This is a genomic window from Streptomyces sp. NPDC058231 (assembly GCF_042882275.1).
Lineage (GTDB): Bacteria > Actinomycetota > Actinomycetes > Streptomycetales > Streptomycetaceae > Streptomyces.
Genome location: NZ_JBHVWN010000022.1, coordinates 53,002 through 77,107 on the forward strand (window position 1 = coordinate 53,002; position 24,106 = coordinate 77,107).

19 protein-coding genes are annotated in these 24,106 nt (G+C 71.1%); 13 read left to right on the forward strand and 6 right to left on the reverse strand.

All coding sequences use genetic code 11. The annotated features are described in order from the left end of the window. Positions 1 to 45 precede the first annotated feature (45 nt). Together ACFVXE_RS17390 and ACFVXE_RS17395 are read right to left on the reverse strand one after the other, a co-directional pair. Complete coding sequence (locus ACFVXE_RS17390; protein ID WP_389671993.1) at positions 46 to 1,578, reverse strand: glycoside hydrolase family 3 N-terminal domain-containing protein; 1,533 nt, start codon at positions 1,576 to 1,578, stop codon at positions 46 to 48. Between the two features lie 228 nt (positions 1,579 to 1,806). Further along, positions 1,807 to 2,724: a GNAT family N-acetyltransferase gene (locus ACFVXE_RS17395; protein ID WP_389671994.1), complete on the reverse strand. Its 918-nt coding sequence runs from the start codon at positions 2,722 to 2,724 to the stop codon at positions 1,807 to 1,809. 141 nt (positions 2,725 to 2,865) lie between these two features. Between ACFVXE_RS17395 and ACFVXE_RS17400 the strand changes: the two genes are divergently transcribed. Both ACFVXE_RS17400 and ACFVXE_RS17405 read left to right on the forward strand, forming a co-directional pair. Next, positions 2,866 to 3,942 (forward strand): serine hydrolase domain-containing protein, encoded by a 1,077-nt coding sequence (locus ACFVXE_RS17400; RefSeq protein WP_389671995.1) that lies wholly within the window; start codon positions 2,866 to 2,868, stop codon positions 3,940 to 3,942. 86 nt (positions 3,943 to 4,028) lie between these two features. Further along, positions 4,029 to 4,967: a MurR/RpiR family transcriptional regulator gene (locus tag ACFVXE_RS17405; protein WP_389671996.1), complete on the forward strand. Its 939-nt coding sequence runs from the start codon at positions 4,029 to 4,031 to the stop codon at positions 4,965 to 4,967. A gap of 67 nt (positions 4,968 to 5,034) precedes the next feature. Here ACFVXE_RS17405 and murQ read toward each other — a convergent pair whose 3' ends face one another. Next, positions 5,035 to 5,943: an N-acetylmuramic acid 6-phosphate etherase gene (murQ, locus tag ACFVXE_RS17410; protein ID WP_389671997.1), complete on the reverse strand. Its 909-nt coding sequence runs from the start codon at positions 5,941 to 5,943 to the stop codon at positions 5,035 to 5,037. Between the two features lie 296 nt (positions 5,944 to 6,239). On the opposite strand from murQ, the gene ACFVXE_RS17415 reads away from it, so the two are divergent. The 6 genes from ACFVXE_RS17415 to ACFVXE_RS17440 all read left to right on the forward strand — a co-directional run bounded on the left by ACFVXE_RS17415 (position 6,240) and on the right by ACFVXE_RS17440 (position 13,400). Further along, a complete protein-coding gene (locus ACFVXE_RS17415; RefSeq protein ID WP_389671998.1) occupies positions 6,240 to 8,066 on the forward strand; it encodes an ABC transporter substrate-binding protein in 1,827 nt (608 codons plus the stop codon). Positions 8,067 to 8,157: 91 nt separating this feature from the next. Further along, on the forward strand, positions 8,158 to 9,150 hold the full coding sequence (locus ACFVXE_RS17420) for an ABC transporter permease (RefSeq protein ID WP_389671999.1): 993 nt from the start codon (positions 8,158 to 8,160) through the stop codon (positions 9,148 to 9,150). Positions 9,151 to 9,152: 2 nt separating this feature from the next. After that, the gene (locus ACFVXE_RS17425) at positions 9,153 to 10,058 is read left to right on the forward strand and encodes an ABC transporter permease (RefSeq protein ID WP_389672000.1); all 906 of its coding nucleotides are present in this window, start codon (positions 9,153 to 9,155) and stop codon (positions 10,056 to 10,058) included. Further along, complete coding sequence (locus ACFVXE_RS17430) at positions 10,055 to 11,155, forward strand: ABC transporter ATP-binding protein (protein ID WP_389672001.1); 1,101 nt, start codon at positions 10,055 to 10,057, stop codon at positions 11,153 to 11,155. The genes ACFVXE_RS17425 and ACFVXE_RS17430 overlap by 4 nt, the downstream gene beginning before the upstream one ends. Beyond that, positions 11,152 to 12,168: an ABC transporter ATP-binding protein gene (locus ACFVXE_RS17435; protein ID WP_389672002.1), complete on the forward strand. Its 1,017-nt coding sequence runs from the start codon at positions 11,152 to 11,154 to the stop codon at positions 12,166 to 12,168. The genes ACFVXE_RS17430 and ACFVXE_RS17435 overlap by 4 nt, the downstream gene beginning before the upstream one ends. Before the next feature lie 77 nt (positions 12,169 to 12,245). Beyond that, on the forward strand, positions 12,246 to 13,400 hold the full coding sequence (locus ACFVXE_RS17440; RefSeq protein WP_389672003.1) for an anhydro-N-acetylmuramic acid kinase: 1,155 nt from the start codon (positions 12,246 to 12,248) through the stop codon (positions 13,398 to 13,400). Between the two features lie 278 nt (positions 13,401 to 13,678). Here ACFVXE_RS17440 and ACFVXE_RS17445 read toward each other — a convergent pair whose 3' ends face one another. The 3 genes from ACFVXE_RS17445 to ACFVXE_RS17455 are packed head-to-tail and all read right to left on the reverse strand — an operon-like array spanning position 13,679 to position 17,699. After that, positions 13,679 to 15,700 (reverse strand): prolyl oligopeptidase family serine peptidase, encoded by a 2,022-nt coding sequence (locus ACFVXE_RS17445; RefSeq protein ID WP_389672004.1) that lies wholly within the window; start codon positions 15,698 to 15,700, stop codon positions 13,679 to 13,681. An 11-nt stretch (positions 15,701 to 15,711) separates the two neighbouring features. Next, positions 15,712 to 17,070, reverse strand: coding sequence for a diaminopimelate decarboxylase (lysA, locus tag ACFVXE_RS17450; protein ID WP_389672005.1), 1,359 nt, complete (start codon positions 17,068 to 17,070; stop codon positions 15,712 to 15,714). A gap of 5 nt (positions 17,071 to 17,075) precedes the next feature. Beyond that, positions 17,076 to 17,699: a helix-turn-helix domain-containing protein gene (locus ACFVXE_RS17455; RefSeq protein WP_389672006.1), complete on the reverse strand. Its 624-nt coding sequence runs from the start codon at positions 17,697 to 17,699 to the stop codon at positions 17,076 to 17,078. Positions 17,700 to 17,812: 113 nt separating this feature from the next. Here ACFVXE_RS17455 and ACFVXE_RS17460 point away from each other — a divergent pair, with 113 nt between their 5' ends. From ACFVXE_RS17460 to ACFVXE_RS17480, 5 genes are all read left to right on the forward strand, one after another. Continuing rightward, entirely contained in the window at positions 17,813 to 18,715 is a 903-nt protein-coding gene (locus ACFVXE_RS17460) for a MurR/RpiR family transcriptional regulator (protein ID WP_389672007.1), read from the forward strand. Beyond that, a complete protein-coding gene (locus ACFVXE_RS17465; RefSeq protein WP_389672040.1) occupies positions 18,715 to 20,076 on the forward strand; it encodes a M20/M25/M40 family metallo-hydrolase in 1,362 nt (453 codons plus the stop codon). Before ACFVXE_RS17460 ends, ACFVXE_RS17465 begins: the two co-directional genes overlap by 1 nt. A gap of 145 nt (positions 20,077 to 20,221) precedes the next feature. Continuing rightward, positions 20,222 to 22,066 carry an ABC transporter substrate-binding protein gene (locus tag ACFVXE_RS17470; RefSeq protein ID WP_389672008.1) on the forward strand — a complete coding sequence of 615 codons (1,845 nt, stop codon included), beginning with the start codon at positions 20,222 to 20,224 and terminating at the stop codon, positions 22,064 to 22,066. A 74-nt stretch (positions 22,067 to 22,140) separates the two neighbouring features. Further along, positions 22,141 to 23,202: an ABC transporter permease gene (locus ACFVXE_RS17475; RefSeq protein ID WP_389672009.1), complete on the forward strand. Its 1,062-nt coding sequence runs from the start codon at positions 22,141 to 22,143 to the stop codon at positions 23,200 to 23,202. Next, the gene (locus ACFVXE_RS17480; RefSeq protein ID WP_389672010.1) at positions 23,199 to 24,104 is read left to right on the forward strand and encodes an ABC transporter permease; all 906 of its coding nucleotides are present in this window, start codon (positions 23,199 to 23,201) and stop codon (positions 24,102 to 24,104) included. Before ACFVXE_RS17475 ends, ACFVXE_RS17480 begins: the two co-directional genes overlap by 4 nt. The last annotated feature ends 2 nt before the right edge of the window (positions 24,105 to 24,106 follow it).

Genomic DNA, 24,106 nt, shown 5'->3' on the forward strand with positions numbered 1-24,106 from the left:
GGCGCAGTCGCGGTCCGCGGATCCGGCGTCCGGCGCGGCGGCCGGTCACTGTCCGGCGAACGCCTGCCCCGCGAGCACCTCCGCGGCGGCCTGTCCGCAGACGCGGGCGGCACCGTGGGTGTCGATGCGGACGGCGCCGCCCGGCCCGTGGTGCGGGACGCCGAGTTCCACCGTGACCGCGTCGGGGCGGCGGGCCAGCAGAGCACGCAGCCATTCCTGCACGGCGGGGCGCCGGTGTGCGTCACGGACGACGACGACCAGCGGCCGGCCGGCCGCATCGGTGAGGATCCGTTCGGCCTGCGCCGGGTCGTACGGGGCGAGCGAGGGCAGCGTGGTGCGGACGGTGCCGGGCATCAGTGCGCTGAGCGCGGGGCCGAGCCCCCACGGCACCCCGTCGCTCTGGACCTGAGTGCCGGGAACGCCGAACTCGACCAGCAGCGCGGGGGCCCGCAGCGGCAGGGCGGCCGGATCCTCGGCGGAGGTGCGCAGTGCACGGCGGGCGGCGGCAAGTCCCAGCGCCCGGTCCGGTACCGGCGCGGGGACCGTCTCGGCGAGCGCCCGCTGCCAGGCGGCGAACCCGGTGGTACGGGCCGCGGCCTCGGCCAGGCGTTCGGCGGGAAGTTCGCCGCGGGTCACCGCGTCCGCGACGGCGGTGCGCAGGGCGGCGTACTCGGTGTCGCCCGAGCCGTTGCCGAGGCAGATGAGGTCGACCCCGGCGGCGAGCGCGCGCACGGCCGCGCCGGCCAGTCCGTAGCGGGCACGGACGGCCTGCATCTCGACCGCGTCACTGACGACGAGCCCGTCGAACCCCAGCTCCTTGCGGAGCAGTTCGGTGATCACCCGGGGGCTGACGGTGGCGGGGCGGTCCGCGTCGTAGGCGGGGATGAGCAGGTGGGCGGTCATCACCGCGCGCGCACCGGCGGCGAGGGCGGCACGGAACGGCGGCAGCGCCAGTTCCGCGATGCGGTCGGCGTCCATCGTGACCGTGGGCAGGTCGAGATGGGAGTCCTTGTCGGTGTCGCCGTGGCCGGGGAAGTGCTTGGCGCAGGCGGCGACTCCCGCGTCGTGCATCCCGCGCACCCAAGCGGCTGTGTGCCGGGCGACCAGTCCGGGGTCGGCGCCGAAGGAACGGACCCCGATGACCGGGTTGTCCGGGTTGGAGTTGACGTCGGCGTCGGGGGCGTAGTCGAGGCCGATGCCGACGGCGCGCAGTTCGCCGCCGATGGAGTGGGCGACGGCGGCGGTCAGCTCGGGATCGTCGACGGCGCCCAGGGCGAGGTTGCCCGGGTACGAGGAACCGGTCGCGGTCTCCAGCCGGGTGATGTCGCCGCCCTCCTCGTCGACGGCTATCAGGACATCGGGATTCTCGGCGCGGAGGGCGTCGGTGAGCGCGGAGGTCTGCGCGCGGTCACGGATGTTGGGGCCGAAGAGGAGAACCGATCCGAGCCCGTCGGCGAGCCGGCGCCGGATCCAGTCGGGGGCGGTGGTGCCCTGGAATCCGGGCTGGAGCACCTGGTCGGCGAGGGCGAGAAGCTCGCCGTCGTGGCGGGCGGAGCGGGGAGAGCCGGCGAGCGGCATGGCGGGTCCTCTCGGGCGGTGCGGCGGTGGCTGGGTCCGGTCCGGTGGTCTTCGTGGATCGGCCCGGGGCGTCCGGTGCGGCGCTTCGTGGGGGAAGGGGCACCCTCGTACCGGACGAGACCCGGGCGGCTCCGGCGGCGCGGTGAGAAGGGGTGACGGGGTGTGCGGTCACGGAGGCCGCCGGGGCAGGAGCGGGGCGGGGGCTCCGGAGCGCCGCCCCGCCGGGGGTCAGATGTCCTTGCTGTACGTCCAGAAGACCCGGCCGAGCGTTGCGTCCACTCCACGGGCGTAGAAGTGGATGGGCGCGGTCCAGCCGATCTCCGCGGCGTCGAGTCCCGAAGCCCGCTGGTCGGCGAGGCAGCGGCGGAGCAGCACGGTGCCGACGCCGAGTCCGCGTTCGGACGATTCGGTACCCATCGGGCCGAACCAGGAGCTGCGGTTGACACCGTGGCACGCGAAGCCGACATACACCGGACCCTCGGCTCCTTCGCGGACGGCGACATGGCCGCGCGGCGGGTCGTAGGTGAGGGCGCGGGCGGCCTCCCCGTCCCAGGAGCCGCCCCACTGCGCCATCCAGGCGAGGAACGGCTTCTCGTCCGCGGGCTCGAGCCGGCGGACGCGCACCCCGGCAGCGGCCAGCCGTGCCTCGTCCTCGGCGGTTGCGAGCGGTGCGGTGCGCAGGTCGACGCTCATGTTGAGGCCCTCGGGGCCCCGGGTGTAGCCGCTGGATTCGGCGAGGCAGACGGCGCGGGTGTAGCGGATGTCGATGCCGGGCCAGGCGTAGTAGGGAGGCCTGCCGCGGATCATCAGCCGGTCGGCTCCGGCGGCCGCGAGGAGTTCCTCCGCGCGGGTGAGCAGAGCGCGGCCGATGCCGCGGCCCTGTGCCCCGGGGTGTACGGCGATCAGGTCGATGTGACCGGTGGCGGGGGTGCCGGCGGTGGCCGGGCGGAGTGCGGCGAGGGCGACACCGACCGGTTCCCCGTCGGCTTCGACGACGATCCGCAGCTGTGGGCCGTCCGCGGTCTGCGCCCACAGCAGATCGAAGACGTCCTCGGCGTCGCTGTCGTGAACAAGCGCCGTGCGGGCGAGGGTTCGCAGGGCGGGAACGTCGTGGTCGGTCGCGGTGCGTGCCGGAAGGATTTTCATGCCTGCTCACCTCGGGGATGACTCCGGAGACACCGGATCGTAAGTGAATGACATTGTGGCTCTGTATTGCGGTGGAAATTTACCAGCGGGATGATCGGGCTGTCAGCCCCCGCATCGCAACCCATCGGAAAGCAGGCCGTGATGACCGCACGCGAAGATCTGGCAGGCCCCCCCGATCCCGCAGACCTCGTCCGGACCGCGGTGGCGGAGGGCGTCGTCCCCGGCGCCGTGCTGATCACCGGGCGCGGGGCGCACGGCCCCGTCAGTACAGCCGCTTTCGGCACCACCGCCGAGGGACCGGCGGGACGCCCGGTCACCGCGGACACGGTCTTCGACCTGGCCTCACTCACCAAGGTGGTGGCCACCACCCCCGCCGTGCTGCGGCTCGCCGACACCGGGGCGCTGCGGCTCGACGACCCGGTCCGCCGCCATCTTCCGGGTTTCGCCGGGGCCGGCAAGAACGAGGTGACGGTCCGCCACCTGCTGTCGCACTCCTCCGGGCTGCCGCCGCACCGGGACTTCTGGCAGCTCCCCGGCGGCCCGGCCGACCGGCTCGCCGCCGTGCTCGCGGAGCCGCTCGAACAGCTGCCGGGCACCGTCGTGCGCTACTCGGACCTGGGATTCATCCTGCTCGGCGAGATCGTGGCCGCAGTGTCAGGACAGCCGCTCGACGCCGCCGTCCAGGAGCTCGTGCTCGACCCGCTGGGTCTTGGCGACACCCGGTATCTGCCGCCCGCCGACCGGCGCGCGGTCATCGCCGCGACCGAGGCGCCGCCCGGCGGTGAACCCAAACAGGGCGTGGTGCACGACGAGAACGCCGAGAGCCTGGGCGGCGTGGCCGGGCATGCCGGACTGTTCGGCACCGCGCCCGACCTCGCGCACTACCTGCGCGCCTGCTGGCTGTCCGAGGACTCGCCGCTGTCGCCCCGGTCGCGCTCCGAGGCGCTGACCCTGCAGACCGCGGGACTGGACGGCGCGCGAGGACTGGGCTGGACCCTCCCCGGCGACGTCTGGGACCACATGTCCCCGTCCTGGCCCACGACCGGTGCCGGGCACACCGGCTTCACCGGAACGAGCCTGGCGCTCGACCCGGTCAGCGGGATCTGGGTGGTGCTGCTGACCAACGCCGTGCACTACGGACGCGGCGCCCGGGCCAAGGAGTTGCGACGCGTCGTGCACGCGGCCGTGGCCCTGCGCGCCGAGACCGCGCACGCCTGATCACCCGATGGTTCATCTACGCCCCGTACCGTGCCTCTCCCCGGTATTCAACGACACGTATCCCGACGAACCCGTAGGATTCCCACATGGCTGCCCCACGTGACCGACAGCGCGGAGGCGGCGACGTCCCCCAGCGCTCCGCAGAGCGCGCCACGCCGTCACAGACGGTGCTGGTGCAGATCCGTGCCCTGTTGCCCTCCCTGCCACCGTCGGAACGGCGGGTGGCCGAAGCCGCGGTCGCCGATCCGGTCGGGGTGGCCGGGATGACCATCAGCGAACTCGCCGCGGAATGCAGCACTTCCGAGACCACCGTCGTCCGGTTCTGCCGGGCGGTGGGCCTCAAGGGCTACCCCGATCTGCGGATCAAACTGGCCTCGGCGGCCGGCAGCGAGGAGAACGGCGGACCCGCCTGGTCCAGCGCCGGGAGCGAGATCGGTCCCGGCGACTCGCTGGCCGACGTGGTCGGCAAACTGGGCTTCGCGGACGCCCGCGCGGTCGAGGACACCATCGCCCAACTCGACCTCGACACCCTCCAGCGGGTCATCGACGAGGTGGTCGGGGCGAGCGCGGTGGATCTGTACGGGGTCGGCGCGAGCGCGCTGATCGCGCTCGACTTCCAGCAGAAGCTGCACCGGATCGGGCGTCGGGTGACCGCCTGGCCCGACCCCGACGGCGCGCTCACTTCCGCGGCCCTGCTCGGACGGGGCGACCTGGCGATCGGCATTTCGCACACCGGCGCCACCACCGACACGGTGGCCGCGCTGGGGGAGGCCTGGGACAACGGTGCCACCACCGTGGCCATCACCAATTTCCCGCGTTCGCCGATCGCCGGCGTCGCCGACCACGTGCTGACCACCGCGGTGCGTGAGACCACCTTCAGATCCGGCGCGATGTCCAGCCGGATCGCCGCGCTGACCCTGGTGGACTGCCTGTTCGTCGGCGTGGCCCAGCGCAACCACAGCCGCACGACACGTGCCCTGGAACGCACGTACACGGCGGTGCACCGGCGGCGCGGCCCGCAGTGACCGCTCAGCCGCGACGAGGAAGCCCCGCGACCCGGAGGACCGGGTCGCGGGGCTTCCTCGTCCCGTCTCAGGCGAAAGTGCGCAGCGCCGCGCGGACGCTCCCGTCGCCGGCCTCCAGCGCCGCGCGCGACCGCTCCGGGGAGCAGTCGGCGAGCAGGCTGACCAGTGCGGTCTTCAACTCGCCCGCCGCGTCGGCGAGGGCGGCTCCGCAACGGTCCTCGTCCAGCCCGGTGGCCTCCACCAGGATGTTGAGGACCCGGCCGCGCAGCTTCTCGTTGGTCGCGGCCACATCGACCATCAGGTTCGAGTACGTACGGCCCTGCGCCACCATCACCGCGGTGGAGAGGCTGTTGAGGATCAGTTTGTGGGCGGTGGCGGCCTTCAGCCGGGTGGAGCCGGCGATCGCCTCCGGACCCGTGTCCACGCCCAGGTGGACATCGGCCTGATCCGCCAGCCCGGCCCGGGGGTTGGCGCTCACGAGCGCGGTGAAGGCACCAGCCGCCCGTGCAGTGCGCAGGGCGCCGCCGACGTAGGGGGTGCGTCCGCTGGCGGCGATGCCGACCGCGACGTCCCCCGCGCCCACCTCGGCCGCGGCGGCCGAGCCCGCGGACTCCTGGTCCTCGACCCCCTCCACCGGTTCGATCAGCGCCCGGGGGCCGCCCGCGTGATGCGCGACCACGATCCCGGGCGGGAGGCTGAAGGTGGGGATCAGCTCGGCGGCGTCCATCACCGCGAGGCGGCCCGATGTGCCCGCGCCGAAGTAGTGCAGTCGGCCGCCCGCCCGGATCCGGCGCGCCGTCTCGTCCACCAGCCGGGCCAGGTCGGGCAGTACCGCGGCAACGGCCTCGGCCGGGATCCGGTCCTCGGCGTTGAGCAGCCGCAGTACCTCCAGAGTGGGTACGTCGTCGATATCGCGGGTGCGAGGGTTCCGGCGTTCGGTGGGGGCGTCGATTCGTACCGGAAGCTGCGGGTGCATCACGGTTTCCTCTCGGTCGGAGGGCATCGGGGGGCAAGGGCGAACCAGCGCCCGTAACTTTGCCACATGCATAGGCTGTTGAGCGTAATTTGTTGCCTACCCGTGGTCGCCGTGCCGACTCGCGTGCCCTCACGAGGCGCAGGCGCGGCCGGTCGTCGGGGTCTGGCGAAAAATTACGAACTGGATTCGGCCAACGCAATTCATTGACACACCCCTCACGCCGCTCCTACGGTCTGCTCACCCCCCAGACCTTCTCCACCACTCCACTCCTGCCTGCCGATCGGAGACCACGCGCTATGGCACGGTTCAAGCACTTTGTCGCAGCGTCTGCCGCACTGGCGACGCTCGGCTCCCTCGCCGCGTGCGCACCGGATTCCGGTGCCAAGAACGATGCCAAGGGCGGTGGCGTCTTCACGACGGTCGACGCCAACAACCCGATCACGGCCGGCGCGCCGATGAACCCCTTCAACGCCGCGGGCAACACGTTCCTCGGCTACAACACGATGCACCTCGGGTTCGACAAGAAGAACGCCCTCGACCCGAACGACTACCTGCCCGGCCTGGCCAAGAGCTGGAAGGCCACCGACACTTCGCTGATCATCCAGCTCCAGGACGGCGCCAAGTGGTCGGACGGCACCCCGGTGACGGTGCAGGACGTGAAGACCTCGCTGGCCATCGCGCTCACCCAGGGCAACGCCACCGTCGGCGCGGGCACCCTGACCCAGGGCCTGAACGTGGCCTCGGTCGAGGCATCCGGTGAGCACGGCGTCGAGATCAAGCAGGTCGCCGGCACCCACAACCTGGGCTTCACCAAGCGCGTCCTCGACCAGACCATCGTCGCCGACAAGGTGTACGGCAAGCTGCTGCCCGCCGACATCTGGGACACCATCGCGGCCAGCCAGCAACTGGACGAGGCCAAGGCCAAGGACGCCCAGGCCGCGGTCGACAAGCTGACCGAGATCGGCAAGAAGGTCTCGTCCTTCGCCCCCGCCAAGGACGTCTCGGCCGGTCCGTTCGTGGTGGCCCGGGTGAACCCGGGTTCGGCCGTACTGGACCGCAACAAGAACTTCTACGGTGTGAAGAAGATCGGTCCGAGCCGGGTGGTCATCCGCCACTACTCCGGCAACGAGCAGATCTGGGGATTCATGAAGAGCGGCGAGCTCGACTCGGCGCCGTTCACCGCGATCCCGACCAACGTGCTCAACCAGATCGAGCGGGCCGGCTACAAGCGCGTCGACTCGGTCAGCTACGTGGACGCCTCCATCGCGTTCAACCAGAGCAAGGCGCCGTACGACAAGAAGGAGGTGCGCCAGGCTCTCGCGCACATCCTCGACCGCGTCGCGGCCACCAAGGTCGGTCAGCCCGTCGGCGGTATCGCGGCCACCGCCCCCACCGGCATGATCCGGACGGCCGCCGAGAAGTGGCTCACCCCCGATCAGCTGAAGGGGCTCGACCCGTACGCCCACGACGACGCCAAGGCCACCGAGCTGCTGGAGAGCGCGGGCCTGAAGAAGAAGGACGGGCAGTGGATCCTGCCCAACGGGAAGCCGTGGACGATCACGCTGCAGACCGTGAACGGGTTCAGCGACTGGATCTCCGCCTCCACCGTGGTCGCCAACCAGCTGACCGCCTTCGGCATCAAGACCAAGCCCGCCCTGACCGCCGACTTCGCCACCTACAAGACGGAGATGGCGGCCGGCAAGTACGACGTCGGCTGGTGGCTGACGGCACTGGGCCCGCACCCCTACAGCACCTTCCAGCGGCTGTACGGCGCGGACAACGGCTTCACCGCCGTCGGTGACAAGGCCACCCACAGCGACAAGAAGGGCTCCGGCAACTGGATGCACGGGCCGGTCACTTACAACGTGGGCGGCGAGACGATCAACCCCGGCAACCTCACCGCGCAGCTCAACAGCCTGACGATCGATCAGCAGAAGCCGCTGGTGCAGAAGCTGGCGATCGCCACCAACCAGGAAGTCCCCGTCGTTCCGATCTGGGACTACACCAACGTCAAGTTCAACGTCGAGAAGCGCTTCACGAACTTCCCGAAGCAGGGCCAGGACGACCTCCTGAGCAACTCGCCGGGCGTCTGGATGATGCAGGGCTACATCCAGAGCAAGTAAGCCCGACCCGCGGTCAGGGGCGGCGGCCTGCCGCCGCCCCTGACCGGTTCCCCCGACAGCAGATCAACCGTTCACGGAAGGAGGTGATGACGTGAAAGGACTCGCCCGCACCCTGCTGGTGAAGATCGTCGGCGGCGTGCTGATGGTCTGGGCCGTGGCCACGTTCACGTTCTTCCTCGTCCATGCGCTGCCCGGCAAGCCGGGCGACGCGCAGTACGAGGCATACCTCATGCAGGGCATGTCCCCGGAGCTGGCCAAGGCCAAGGTCGCCGCGGTCTACGGCTTCACCTCGCAGGACTCGCTGTTCCACCAGTACACCGGCTACATCGGCGAACTGCTCCACGGCCATCTCGGCACCTCCATCTCCTACAGCGGTGTGCCGGTCAGCGACGTCATCATGAACGCCCTGCCGTGGACCATCGTGCCGGTGCTCAGCGGACTCCTGATCAGCTTCCTGATCGGCGTCACCGCGGGCGTGGTGGCGGCGGTGCAGCGCTCCAGCCGCTGGGGCGGTGCGCTCAGCCTCACCGGTTCCGTCGTGGCCGGCGTGCCCTCGTTCGTACTCGCGCTGCTGCTCGGCTTCATCTTCCACACCCAGCTCCAGCTGCTGCCGTACGGCGAGACCAACGACCCGATGCTGGACCCCGGGTTCAACGGTCCGTACATCGCCTCGGTCATCCAGTACGCCGTGCTGCCGGTGGCCACGTACACCCTCATCAGCTACGGCGGCTGGCTGCTCACCATGCGCTCCAGCGTGGTGTCCGTGCTCGGCGACGACTTCATCCTCGCCTCGGAGCTGCGCGGCATCGCCCGCACGACCCGGATGCGCTACATCTCGCGCAACGCGATCCTGCCGCTGTTCACCGTCCTCGCGCTCTCCTTCGGTTTCATGTTCGGCGGCGCGATCCTGATCGAGAACTCCTTCAACTACCCGGGCCTGGGCAACCTGTTGCTGAAGAGCATCGGTTCGCGCGACTACCCCCTGATGACCGGTGCCTTCCTGCTGATCACCGTGGCGGTGGTGCTGGCCAACATCATCGCCGACCTCCTCTATTCCGTGATCGACCCCCGAGTGAGGCGCTGACCATGACCACCGCTGCCCTCCTCGAGACGCCGAAGCCCACCACGGGCCGGCGCAGCCGCTGGACCTCCGTACGCCGGGTGCTGCTGCGCAAGCCCGGCCGGGTCATCGGCCTGACCATCCTGGTGTTCTTCACCCTGATGGGGACCGTCGGGCCGATGTTCTACCCGTCCGAACTGACCGTGGACCCGGACGCCATCTACCAGGCGCCGAGCGCCGCCCACTGGCTCGGCACGGACTTCGCGGGCTCCGACGTCCTGCAGGCCACCGTGGTCGGCTCCCGCTACGTGCTCCTCACCTGCAGCATCGCGGCGCTGTTCGCCGCGGTCCTGGGCACCGTCGTCGGTCTGCTGTCCGGTTTCTACCGGGGCGCCACCGATTCGTTGCTCATGCGGATCACCGACTTCGTGCTGACCGTACCCGGACTTCCGCTGCTGGTGGTGCTCACCACCGTCTGGGAGTTCGGCAGTCCGTTCGAGATGGGCCTGGTCCTCGGAGTCGTCGGCTGGGGCGGGATCGCCCGAGCGGTCCGCTCCCAGGCGCTGACGTTGCGCGAACGCGGCTTCCTCGAGGCCGCCCGCGGACTCGGTCTGCCCGGCCGGCACATCATCTTCCGCGAGCTGCTGCCCAACATCGCGCCGTACGTGGCGATGCACCTGCTGCTGTCCGTGGTCGGTTTCGTGGAGGCGCAGGTCGGCCTGTTCTTCCTCGGCATCGTGCCGTTCACCAGCACCAACTGGGGCGTCATGATCAACCAGGCGGTGTTCTCCGGCGGTGCGATGCAGAGCCCCGAGGCCCTCACCTATCTGCTGTCCCCGCTGTTGTGCATCCTTCTGTTGATCATGGGCGTCGTGCTCTTCCTCGACGCGATCGACGAGCTCTTCAACCCGCGACTGAGGGAGCGGTCATGACGGACACCATCCAGCCGCCCCCGGCCGAACGCGCCCCCGCCGAGGTCCGGGTGCGCGACCTGTCCGTCCACTACCGGGTGGACGGACAGGAGTACCGCGCCGTCGCCAACGCCTCCATCGACCTGCGGCGCGGTGAGATCACCGGGCTCGTCGGCGAATCCGGCTCCGGCAAGTCCACCCTCGCCCTGGCCCTGATGAACGCCGTGCCGCAGCCCGGCCGGATCAGCAGCGGCAACGTCCACGTGGACGACATCGGCGATGTCACCCAGCTCAGCGGCAAGGAGCTGCGAGCGGTACGGGGTTCGGCGCTCGGCTACGTCTTCCAGGCGTCGCAGAACTCGATGAACCCGCTGAAGACCATCGGCAAGCAGATCCTCGACCTGGGCCGCTCGCACAACGTCAAGGATCTGCCCGCCCTGCTCGCCCGCGCCAAGCAACTCGCCATCCGGATGGGGCTGGACGGGGACCGGGTCCTCGACTCGTACCAGCACGAGCTCTCCGGCGGCATGCGCCAGCGGATAGGCATCGTGCTGGCGCTGGTCCTCAACGCCAAGGTACTCATCCTGGACGAGCCGACCACCGCCCTGGACGTACTGTCCCAGTCCGCGGTGCTGGAGATCATCCGGCAGGTCCACGACGAGAACAACCTCAGCACCCTGATCGTCACCCACGACATGGGCGTGGTCTCCGAGATCGCCGACAACCTCGCGGTGATGTACGGCGGCCGCGTCGTCGAGCACGGGCCGACCCTGGACCTGCTGCGCAACCCCACCCATCCGTACACCCGGGCCCTGATCGGCGCCACCGCCCGGATCACCGGCGACATCGCGGCGGCCCGCGCCCTGCCGGGCAGGCCGCCGGACCTCACCACCATCCCGCGGACCGGATGCGTGTTCCGCGAGCGCTGTGTGTTCGCCATGGACATCTGCGCCGAACAGGAGCCGCTGCTCACCGACTTCGCGGTCGGTCACCGCCGCGCCTGCCACGCGGACGCCGCTGCGGTGAGCCCCGCCCCGGCGACCGCTCCCGTCCCCGCGACCGCCGCCGCCCCTTCGGCCGGCGCGGGAGCAGTACCCCGGAAGGGAGACGCGTCGTGATCGAGGCGCGCGGCATCACCCGCATCTACCGCACCCGCGGAGCCTTCACCGGCGAGCGCACCGTGCACGCCCTGCGCGGAGTGGACTTCACCCTCCCCAAGGGCGGGGCGGTCTCCTTCATCGGTGAGTCGGGCTGCGGCAAGACCACCCTCGGCAAGATCCTCACGGGGATCGAGACCTTCGACGGCGGCGAACTCGTCATCGACGGCGTGGAGCTGTCGAAACTCAAGCCGCGCAAGCGAGCGCCGTACTTCCGGCGTATCCAGATGATCCATCAGGACCCGTACTCCGCGCTCAACCCGACCCGGACCATCGAGCAGATCCTCGGGGACCCGCTGCGGATGCGCGCCAAGGAGACCGGGGCGTCGGCCTCCGGGGTGCGGGAGCGCGCCGCGGAGCTCCTGGAACTTGTCGGGCTGGAGCCGGAGGGGGTGCTGCACAAGTACCCGCACCAGCTGTCCGGCGGCCAGCGGCAGCGCGTGGTCATCGCCCGCGCGCTGACCGTGGACCCGGAGGTGCTGATCGCCGACGAGGCCGTCTCGATGATCGACGTGTCGATGCGGCTGGGCATCCTCAGCCTGCTGCACGACCTGCGCGCACGCCTCGGCATCTCGCTGGTCTTCATCACCCACGACGTGGCCACCGCCCGTTACGTGGGAGAGGGCGGCGAACTGCACGTCATCTACCGGGGCCAGGTGATCGAGCGGGGACCCACCGACGACATCATCCAGGCACCCGTGCACCCGTACACCCAGTGCCTGCTGTCGGCCGTCCCGATCATGCGCGGCCTGGAGGAGCCCGGCCCCGACCGGCTGGCCCCGCTGGCCCCGCTGGACGAGAAGGTGGCCACCGAAGGCTGTCTGTTCGCGCCTCGCTGCCCCTTCGCCACCGACCGCTGCGCCACCGAACGGCCGGTCCTCGAAGCGGTGGGCGGTGCCGGTCAGCACCACGCCTGCTTCCACCCCGAGGCGCGGCGCGTGGTCGGCGTCGAGATCGAGCCGGCCGCGGTCTGACCGCGCCCCCGGCACCGGGCGGGTCCGCCCCCTCCACGGGGCGGACCCGCCCACACCCATGTTCAGGAAGGAACCCTGTGAGAGTCCTGGGACTCAGCTCCGGCACCTCGCACGACGCGATCGATGCCGCCGTCGTCGAATTCGGCCTCGACGGTGACACCCTGCACGGCACCCTGGTCCACTCGGCTGCCCATCCCTACCCGGCCGGGCTGCGCGCCGAGATCCTGGACGCGCTGCCCCCGCGGGCCGTGTCACTGGCCGCGGTCTGCCGCCTGGACACCTTGATCGGGCAGTCCTTCGCCGACACCGCGAGCGCCGTGGTGACCGCGGCCGGTCCGGTCGATCTGGTGTGTTCGCACGGTCAGACCCTCTATCACTGGGTGGACGACGGGACCGTGCGCGGCACCCTGCAACTGGGTCAGCCCGCCTGGATCGCCGAGCGCCTGGGCGTGCCGGTCGTCTCCGACGTCCGGACCGCGGACGTGGCGGCGGGCGGCCAGGGCGCGCCCCTGGTGTCGCTCCTGGACACACTGCTGCTCGGCGGACTGCCGGGCCCGGCGGGGGCGCTGAACCTCGGTGGGATCGCCAATCTGACAGCAGTCGGTCAGGGGGCGCCGGTCGCCTTCGACACCGGACCCGCAAACGCGCTGATGGACGCGGCCGCGCTGGCCGGGACCGGCCGCCCGTACGACGAGGACGGCCGGCTCGCCGCCGCCGGACGGGTGGACCCGGCACTGCTCGCCGCTCTGCTCGCCGAACCGTACTACCGGCGCGAGCCGCCGAAGAGCACCGGCAAGGAGCTCTTCCACGCCGACTACCTGGACGGGTACCTGGCCGGAGGTCCGCCGCTCCCGACCGAGGACCTCCTGGCCACCCTGGCCGAGCTGACCGCCCGCACGGTTGCGGACGCGGTACGGGAGCATGGCCTGCGGACCCTGGTGGTGTCCGGCGGCGGCGCGGACAACCCGGTGCTGACCGAGCGGATCGGGGCACTGCTGCCGGGGGTCGAGCTGCTGCGCTCCGACGCGCTCGGACTGCCCTCGGCCGCCAAGGAGGCGGTTGCCTTCGCGCTGCTCGGCTGGTTCACCGCGCACGGCCTGCCGGGCACCCTGCCCAGCTGCACCGGCGCGTCGGGAGGCCGGTTGCTGGGCCGGATCACCCCGGGCCACGGGCCGCTGCGGCTGCCGGAGCCACTCGCCGAGGCCCCGACCGCCGCCCGTTTCACCTGCTGATCCCGCTCACCGGAAGCGGGCGACGGCCCGGAACCGCGGGTCCGTGACGGATACTTCCGCGGTCCCGGGCCGCTGTCGGGCGCCGCCTGGGCGGACCGTTCGGGGCCGGCCCGAGCAGCCCCTCGTCGTCCCCGCACAGCCGGTGGGAGACGCCGGGCAGCGCTGCCTCGCCTCCCCCACGGCCGGTGCGAGGAGGCGGGACAGCGCTGCCCGTCCGACGGGCCGTCCGGCCGTGAACGCCCGCGCGCCTGCGGACCGGACGGCGGATCGGCCCTGCGTCAGCGACGCTCCGCCGAGAGGGTGTCCGAGAGGTCGACGCGGATGCCCATCGCATGTCCGTACAGTTCCGCCTCGGCGCGCAGTGAGGCGCTCACGCTGGACGCCTGGCGGAAGCCGTGCCCCTCGCCCTCGAAGAGCAGATAGCGGTGCCACAGCCCGCGTCGGGCCACCGCGTCGACGATGTGTTCGGCCTGGTCGGGGCGGCAGATGAAGTCGTCCGCTCCCTGCAGCATCACCAGCGGGCTGGTGATCTGCCCGGCCTTGCGGATCGGCGACACCCGGTCGAACCGCTCCTGGTCCTCGGGCAACTTCCCGACCAGATACTCCATGTAGCGGGACTCGAAGTCATGGGTCTGTCCGCAGATCCAGGTCTCCGGGTCACTGATCGGGTAATACACGGCCCCGCAGCAGAAGGCGTCGGTCGAGGTGAGCGCCGCGAGGGTGGTCCAGCCGCCCGCCGAGCCGCCACGGATCGCGGTACGCGCGGGATCGGCGAGTCCGGCGGCCGCCAGCTCCCCGGCGACCGTGACCGAGTCCTCCACGTCGGTGACGCCCCAGGTGTGCCGCAGCCGGTCGCGGTAGGCGCGGCCGTAGCCCGTGGAGCCCCCGTAGTCGACGGCGGCGACGGCGAAGCCCCGGCTGCAGAAGAGGGAGAACTCCCCGTCGGGCGCAGCGCCGTTGGAGCTGGTGGGCCCGCCGTGCACGTGGATCAGGAGCGGCGGTGCCTCGTCCGCCGGACCGGTGCAGTCCGGGTTGGTGGGCGGGTAGTAGACGTACTGCACCTCGCGGCCGTCCGCACCCTTGGCGATCCGTCGCTCCGGTACCGACCGCCAGGCGTCGTACGCGGTGTCGCGCTCACCGTCGCAGCGCACCGGGTCCCCGCCGTCCAGAGGTACGCGCAGTACGGCGCGCCCCAGTGTGGGCGAAGCCGAGAGCACCACCGCCGCACGGTCGTCGGCCCACAGATCGGCGCCGAACTCCGTCCATCCGGGCGCCAGGTCGCGCAGGGTGCCGTCCGTGGGATCCCACAGGGCGAGCCGCTGTTCGCCGACACCGTGCCGCAGCACCACTCCTGCCGCGGTGGCCGCGAACCAGCTCGCGCCGACCCGCCACAGGGCGCCCGCGCACTCCTGTTCCATGGGCAGCACGCACTCGGCGTGCCACGTCCCGTCCGGCGCAGGGGTGAGACGGAAGAGGTTCGCCCAGCCGTCCGGGTCGGCCATCGCGTAGAGCGTGCCGTCGGGCGCCCAGGCGGCCTGCGACACGGAGACCGCACCGCCGCCCAGTGCCCGTACCGGCTCGCCGGCGACGCCGTCATTCAGCGGCGCGACCATGAGGTCGGTGGTCTCCCACGGCATCCGCGGGTGGTCCCAGCCCAGCCAGGCCAGGTGCTGCCCGTCCGGGGAGATCCGGGGGGTGGACAGGAAGTGGTGGGAGCGGCCGACCACCCGCAGCCGGTCCGGTGCGGTGGCGGCCGAGCCGTCGAGCGGCACGGCGACGATGTCGCGGCCGGTGCGCGGCGCCGGGTCCTCGTCCGGTCGCCGGGCCGCCCGGGTGACCTCCCGGACGAGCCAGACCTCGGTGCCGTCGGGCGTGAACACCGGGTCCGCCCAGCAGGTCTCGTACCCGGGCTGGTCGGCGGGGGTCAGCGGGACCGGAACGCTCGTACCGCCCGTTCCCAGCGGGGCCGTTCCGGCCGAGTAGAGCCGCTGGTCGCGGTGGTCGGAGAAGACCAGCAGGTGCGGGGCTCCGTCGGAGCCTGGCCGGACCGCGTACGGGCGGCCGCCGTAGCCGAGCGAACGGTTGCGCACGCTGGCACCGACCGGCAGCACCGGCTCAGGGGCATGCCCGGGGGCGGTGCGCAGCAGCCTCACGGTGGCGGTCGCCGGGTCGTTGGCGCACCACCAGGTCTCCTCGCCGACGCCGGAGGGCCAGCTCTTGCCCCCGGAGCCCGTCGCGACGGATTCGGCGGTCAGCGGCGAGGGCCACTCACCGTGGGGGAGGACGCGCTGTTCGCTCATCGGAAGTCTCCTCACAGGTCTATGCCGGCGCCCGCGCCGTCGCGGAGCAACAGGTCGGCGGGGGTCTCGCGACGCACCATCAGGCGCGCGCGTCCGTCACGGACGGCGACCACGGCCGGGCGCGGCTGGAAGTTGTAGTTGCTGGCCATGACGTGGTGGTACGCGCCGGTCGCGGGCACCGCAAGAAGATCGCCGGCGGCCAGGTCGTCGGGGAGTGCGATGTCGGGGACGACGATGTCGCCGCTCTCGCAGTGCCTGCCGACGACGAGGGAGTGCACCGGCCGGCCGGTCGGCCTCCGGTTGGCCGTCCAGGCGGTGTACGTGGCCTGGTAGAGGGCGGGGCGCAGGGCGTCGCTCATGCCGCCGTCGACGGAGACGAAGCGGCGCTTGAGCCCCTGCTTGACCACTCCGACCTCGTAGAGCGTGACGCCGGCGGTGCCGATCAGCGAACGGCCCGGCTCCACGGCGAGCCGGACGGAGGCCGGATCGATCTCCTCGGCGACACCGGCGCGCAGCGCGGCCACGAAGTCGGCGGGCGCGAGCCTGCTGGAGCCGGGTACATACGCGATCCCGGCGCCGCCGCCGAGGTCGAGTTCGTCGATGCGGATACCGTGCCGTTCGGCCAGCAGGCGGACGAACGCGGCGACCCGCGAGGCCGCCTGCCGGATACCGGACGGGTCCAGGATCTGTGAGCCCAGGTGGGAGTGGATGCCGGCCAGGCGCAGCGAGGGAATGCCGGCGACGGTGAGCACCGCCCGTTCGGCGAAGCCGCCGTTGACCGGGAAGCCGAACTTCACGTCGTCGCTGCCGGTCGCCATGTAGTCGTGGGTGTCGGCGGCGACGCCCGGCGCGATCCGCAGATACACGTCCTGGACGTGGCCGGCGGCGGCCGCGAATCCGGCGAGCCGCTCGATCTCCTCGTCGCAGTCGACGACGACGACTCCGACGCGGTGGCCCACGGCCGAGCGGAGTTCCGAGGGGAGCTTGTTGTTGCCGTGCAGCACGATGTGAGCGGGGTCGAAGCCCGCGGCGACGGCGAGTTCGAGCTCGCCGAGGCTGCACACGTCCAGGTGCAGCTCCTCCTCGCCGACCCAGCGGACCATCTCGGGGCAGAGGAACGCCTTGGACGCGTAGTGCACCCGGTCGGCGCCGGACTCGCGCCACTGGCGGGCCCGTTCACGGAAGTCCGCCTCGTCCACGACGTAGAGGGGGGTGCCGCACGCCTGGGCGAGGTCCGCCATCGGCACGGAACCTATCTGCAGTTCACCATCGATGTCCTTGGCCGTGAGCGGCCAGACTTCCGGGGCTTCGTCGGGACCTGCGGCGCGGGTGAGCGGGGTGTCGGGCGCGTTGTCGGCGGGGGGAACCACCTGGGTCACTCCTTCGTGAGGACGACGAGCAGGAGCAAGTCGTCGCTGGTCTGCGAAATTTCGTGCTCTTCGGACGCGGCGAAGTGGCAGGCGTCGCCGGGATTCAGCACCCGCGCGGTGTCCGAGACACGGAGCCGGCACTGCCCGGCGAGCACCACCACGAGTTCCTCGCCGACGTGCCGGACCGGTCGGGCGTGATCGCCCGGCTCGCCCCTGATCAGGCGGGACCGGAGCGTGGTCACACCATGAGCCGTCGTGTCCCAGGTCCCTTGGCCGTCCGGCATCGCGGTCAGACCGGGCAGTGTCGTGAAACGTGCCGGAAACGGGCTGTTGTCGGTTATGTCGGCACGTCCGGCGCCGAGCAGCTCATGCAGTTCGAGGCCGAGCACACCGGCGAGTTGCGCCAGGCTGCGGACGGTCGGATTCGCCGATCCGGATTCGATCTGCGAAATGTACGCGGGTGAGAGACCCGACCCGGCCGCGGTGGCGGCCAGCGTCAGTTCTGCCGTCCGGCGCGCCGAGGCAACGGCCTTGGCCAGCTGGGCGGTTGCCCGATCGGCTGCGGACGCCTCGACCGGTGGGTCGACGACCGGCGGGGCGGGGGCTGAAGCATCCCTTGACTCAGGCATGCGGTGACAGTAATACTCGCGCCACCTTAGATCAATGTATCCGCCAGCAAGCGATACTCAGGGAAGAAATCCCTGGTAGCGGCGGTGGAGTTCCGGCATGGAGGGAGGTTTTGATGTCTGTCCTGACGCCCGACCCTGTGCTCCGGCTGTTGGAGCGCGCCGCTGCCCGGTGCGGTCCCGGGGCAGCTCGGCTGTATGCCGGGCTGGCCGCTGACTTTCCCGCGGCGCTGTCCCGGCGCCCCGCCCAGTTCATCCGAGCCGCCGACGCGAGCGCCGAGGACCTCGATCAGCTGCTCGCCATGGCGGGCTTCGCCGACACCGAGGACCTGCGCGCCTGCGCCGCCCGCGAGACGGGCCGCCGGCTGCCCGTCCCCGACCAGCGCATCGCCGACCGCGAGGGCCGGCCCGGTGAACGCACCGCGCTTCCTCGCATCCTCGCCCGCGAACAGGAGAACCTCGCCGGCACCCTCGATGCCCTGCATGCCAACGGCGCCCTGGAGCTCGCCGCGCGCGCCGTGGTCGCGGGCCGCCGCCGCTGGGTGTTCGGCGACATGAAATCCATCGGCTACGCGGCTCTGGTCGCCGCCGATCTCTCCGCCGCGCTCCGGGACGTCACCCTCGTCCAGCCGGGAATGGCGGCGGCCGTCACCGCCCTCGCCGACGCCGGCGACCAGGACGTACTGATCACCTTCAGCTTCCGCAGCTACAGCCGCCACACCGTGCGCGTGGCCCGTGAGTTCCACGCCCTGGGGGCCACCGTCGTGGCGATCACCGACGGCTACGACAGCCCGGTGTGCGCCTACGCCACCCACGTCCTCGCGGTGAACACCCGCAGCGAGTCACGCACCCACTCCCCGACCGCGGTCACGGCAACCGGCCATCTGCTCGCCTCACTCGCCGCGGCCGGCGCGAAGGGCGCGGCCCGCCGCGCCCAGCGCCGGCACGCACTCACCTGGGCGCTGAGCGACGGCGAGGGTGCCGCCCCCGCAGACCCGCCTGAAAGGACCGCTCCGTGATCCAGGAGCCCACTGCCCCTTCCGCCGGACAGCTCTCCCACCAAGAGGCGCTGACCAGCGACACGATCGACCACTGCTCGCGGCTGATCCGCTTCGACACCAGCAACTACGGCGGCGGCGATTCGCGCGGCGAGCGGGAAGCCGCCGAGTGGGTGGCCGGAGTCCTCACCGACGCCGGATACGCACCGCAGGTCCTGGAGTCGCAGCCTCGCCGCGCCTCGACCGTGGTCCGGATCCCCGGCGCCGACCCGCTGGCACCGGCGCTGCTGGTCCACGGCCACCTCGACGTGGTACCTGCCGAGCCCGCCGACTGGTCCTTCGATCCGTTCAGCGGCGAGATCACCGACGGCGCGGTACGCGGCCGGGGTGCCCTCGACATGAAGGACATGGACGCGATGATGCTGGCCTGTGCCACCGGCTTCGCCCGGACCGGTACCCGCCCGCCGCGCGACATCGTGATGGCGTTCGTCGCCGACGAGGAGGACACCGGTGCCTACGGGGCCGGGTTCCTGGTCGATCAGCACCCCGGGCTGTTCGAGGGGGTCACCGCCGCGATCAGCGAGTCGGGCGGCTACAGCGTCCACCTGCCCAACGGCCGCCGTCTCTATCCGGTGGCCACCGGCGAGCGCGGCAGTGCCTGGATGACGCTCACCGCGCGCGGCGCCGCCGGACACGGGTCCCGCCGGAACCCCGACAACGCTGTCGCCACCCTGGTGCGCACCGTCGCCGAACTCGCGGCGCTCCAATGGCCGGTGCACCTGATCCCGTCGGTCCGGGTACTGCTCGACGGACTCCGGGAGGAACTCGGCGTCACCGTCGACCCGGCCGACCCGGCGAGCGTCGCCCAGCTCGGTGCGGCTGCCCGGCTGGTGGAGTCGACCATGTCGAACTCCCTCAACCCCACGCGTCTGAACGCCGGTTACAAGCACAACGTGATTCCCAGCGAAGCCACCGCCGGCATCGACGGACGCGTACTGCCCGGCGCCGAGGACGCCTTCTTCGCCGCCGTGGACGCGGTGCTCGGTACCAAGGTGACCCGCGAGTTCGCCAGCTGGACCCAGCCGGTCGCCGCGGACCACACCTCGCCCGATTTCGCGGCCATGGCGGACGCCCTGCGCGCCCACGACCCGGATGCCCTGGTCCTGCCGTTCTGCATGTCCGGCGGCACGGACGCCAAGGCGTTCGCCCGGCTGGGGATCGCCGGCTACGGCTTCGCCCCCGGCACCACCCCGCCCGGTTTCAACTCCTGGGACTACGTACACGGCGTCGACGAGCACGTCCTCACCGACAGCCTCGCGTTCGGCGTCCGGGTCCTGGACACCTTCCTGCGGGCGGACCCCTTCAGCCCCGCGTCGGGCTGACCCGACGGCCGAACCCGGCCGCATGAAGGCGAGCCACGGCGTCGCAGCCCCGGCTCGCCACAGCAAGGCACCACCCAGCACGTTCACCGGTACGGAGTGGACCCCACGCGGTCCGTTCCGTACCCACCCCCTGGAGCAGCACGACATGAGACACACCATGGTCCGCGGCGCGATACGCCGACGTGGCACCGCACTGGCCGCCGCCTCCCTCGCCGGAGCGCTGGCCCTCGGTTCCGTGGCCCTGGCCCCGGCGGCCGACGCCGACAGCAAGGGCACCACCCTCCGCGCGGCGATGACCGGCAACGGCATCGACTCGCTGAACCCGTTCCTGGCGTACTTCGCGGGTTCGCTGGACGTCTTCAGCGCCGTCTACCCCTCGCTGAACTCCCTGAACACGGACGGCTCCGCCGCTCCGTACCTCGCCACCAAGTGGGAGCCGTCCGCCGACAAGCTCACCTGGACCTTCACCATCCGTGACGGTCTGAAGTGGAGTGACGGCAAGCCGATCACCGCCGACGACGCCGCCTGGACCCTGAACCTGATCCGCACCGACGAGGTCGCCGGCACCGCCAACGGCTCGCTCGTCGAGAACTTCGCCTCGGTCACCGCGCCCGACGCGACGACGCTGGTCATCAAGACCAAGAAGCCGCAGTCGAACGTGCCGTTCGTGTCCATCCCGTACAGCGGCGTGCCGATCGTTCCCCGGCACATCTGGGAGAAGCACGTCGACGGGCTGAAGGACTTCAAGAACGACTCCGGTGACATCGTCGGTTACGGTCCCTGGACGCTCACCGGCTACAAGCCCGAGCAGTACGTCAAGTACGACGCCACCAAGGACTTCGTCCTCGGCACGCCCAAGTTCGACCACCTGGTGCAGCAGCGTTACAAGGCCGTCGACGGCGCCGTGGCCGCCCTGCGCAGTGGTCAGCTCGACTACGTCTCCGACGTCAACTCCACCCAGTACAAGGCGCTGCAGGGCGACAAGCACCTCGACACGTTCCAGAACGCCGGCCGCCGCTGGATGAGTCTCGCGCTCAACTCCGGTGCCGAGACCCGTACCGGCAAGAAGATCGGCAACAGCAACCCGGCGCTCGGCGACGACGTCCTGCGCCGCGCCATCGCGCTGGGCACCGACAAGCAGACCCTGGTCGACAAGGTCCTCGACGGTTTCGGCCAGGTCGGCGCCGGCTACATCCCGCCCACCTGGAAGCAGTGGAGCTGGAAGCCCGCCGCCGGCCATGAGCAGTCGTACGACGTCGCCAAGGCCAACACCCTGCTCGACGACGCCGGTTACACCAAGGGCAAGGACGGGATCCGCGTCTCGCCCAAGACGAAGAAGCCGCTGAAGCTGCGCCTGGGCACGCACGCCGACGCCGCCGCCGACACCCAGATCGCCACCTACCTCACCGGGTGGATGAAGGAGATCGGCGTCGCGCTGACGGTTCAGCCGATGAGTTCCACCAAGCTCAACGACGATCTCGCCAAGGGCGACTGGGACCTGCTGATGGACGGCTGGGGCACCGGCCCCGACCCGACGTACCTGCTGTCCATCCAGAGCTGCGACGCCCTGCCGCTGGACGACGGCACCGGCGGTTCCACGGACTCCTTCCACTGCGACAAGGAGTTCGACAAGCTCTTCAAGCAGCAGGTCACCGAGTTCGACCCGGCGCAGCGCGCGGCGACCGTCGGCAAGATGCAGGACATCCTGTACGAGGCCGACAACAACGTGATCCTCTACTACGGCACGGGCATGACGGCGACGAACGCCCGCACCGTGAAGAACCTCGCGGTCGGCAAGCCCGACACCGCCGGCATCTACCCGATGCAGTACACCTTCGGCCAGTTCCGCAACGCCACCCCGGTCGCCGCCGAGAAGACGGACTCCTCCGGTTCCACCGTCATCTGGATCGGTGCCGGTGTCGCCGTGGTGGTCATCGCCGGAATCGCGTTCGGCATCAAGCGCCGCTCGTCGGCCGGCGAGCGCGAATAACCGCCGCATTCCTGCCGCGCACCCGGTGACAGCACCGGGTGCGCGGTCCACCAGACCGAGCAGATCGAGAAATCATGACCACTACGTCCGACAGCGTGAGCGCCGTCGGCCCCGTGCCCGGGAGCGACGCGTCCAGCGATGCCTCCCGCCCGGGCACGGGGCGCGCCGCCTTTCTCCGCTTCCTGGGAAGCAAGCTCGCCGCGGCAGCCGTGAGCTTCGTCATCGTCCTGGGCATCGGCTTCGTGATCTTCCAGCTGATGCCCGCGGACCCGGTCCAGACCATGACCCGCGGCCGCCCCACCAGCGACGCACAGATGGCTCATCTCCGTCAGTCGCTGGGCCTCGACAAGCCGGTGTGGGAGCGGTTCATCTCCTTCGTGAACGACACGCTCCACCTGGAGCTGGGCCGTTCCTGGCAGTACCAGCAGTCCGTCTCCTCGCTCATCGCGGAACGCGTCGGTCCGACCCTGCTCCTGATGGGTACGGCCACCGTGATATCCGTGGCGCTCGGCCTGTGGCTGGGCGTCCGCAGCGGGTGGCGGCACGGCAGCCTCTTCGACCGGATCACCTCCTCCGCCGCACTCACGTTCTGGTCGGTCCCCACCTACTGGCTGGGCATGATCCTGCTGATCTGGCTCAGCGTCGGCCTGAACCTGTTCCCGTCCGGCGGCATGTCCGACGCGGCGCTCGGCGCCACGGGCTTCGACCACGTGCTCGACGTGGCCCGCCACATGGTGCTGCCGTGTCTCACCATGGTGCTGGTCGTCTTCGCCCAGTACGTGTCGATCATGCGCTCGTCGATCATCGACGAGCTGGGCAGTCCGTACCTGCTGACCGCCCGGGCCAAGGGACTGGTCGACGACGCCGTGCGGCGCAAGCACGCCGTGCCCAACGCGCTCCTGCCCTCGGTCACCGTGATCTTCCTTCACCTGGGCACCATGGTCGGCGGCGCGATCACCGTCGAGACCGTCTTCAGCTGGCCGGGACTCGGCTCGCTCACCATCGAGGCCCTCAAGGTGCCCGACATCCCCGTCCTGCAGGGCACCTTCATCATCTTCAGCGCCAGCGTGATCCTGATGAACCTGCTCGCCGACGTGCTCTACCGCTTCCTCGACCCCCGGGTGCGTGTGCGATGACGACTACTGACACCACCATCACGACCGCGCCTGCCGGTTCCCCGCCGCGGCTGGCCGCCCTCACCCGCTTCGTGCGGGCCTACGCCAAGCGTCCGGCGGGACTCGTCGGGCTGGGCATCCTGCTCCTCAGCACGGTCCTCGCACTGGCCGCCCCGCTGTTCATCGGTCCCGAGCAGCTCGACGTCACCAAGGTCGACGGCCCGCTGCTCTCCCCGCCCAGCGCCGACTACCTGCTGGGTACCGATCAGGCCGGCCGCTCCGTGGTGGACCTGCTGATCTGGGGCGCCCGCTCCTCGCTGTCCATCGGCGTCATCGCGACCGTGCTCACCATGGTGCTCGGCTCCGCGATCGGACTGCTCGCCGGCCACTACCCGGGCAAGCTCGGCAAGGCCCTGATGCACCTCACCGACTGGTTCATCGCGCTGCCCAGCCTGCCGCTCGCCATCTCGCTGGCCGCGGTCCTCGGCCAGGGAACGGCGTCCATCACCATCGCCATCGCGGTGACCTCGTGGACGTCCACCGCCCGGCTGGTGCGTGCCCAGACCCTCGCCGTGGAGGCCCGTCCGTTCATCGAGCGCGCCAAGGTGCTCGGCGCCGGCAACCGTCAGGTGATGCTCCGTCACGTGCTGCCGAACGTCGCCCCGCTGGTCCTGGTCTCCGCGACGCTCACCGTCGCCTCGGCGATCCTCTCCGAAGCCACCCTGACCTTCCTCGGGCTCGGTGACCCGACCGGCGTCTCCTGGGGCTCCATGCTCAACGCCGCCTTCTACCAGGGCGCGATGACGTCCGGCGCGTGGTGGTACGTGGGCACCCCCGGCATCGCCATTCTCGTCGTCGTCCTCGGCTTCACCCTCACCGGGCGTGCCGTGGAGCACGTCCTCAACCCGCGGATGGTGGGCTGATC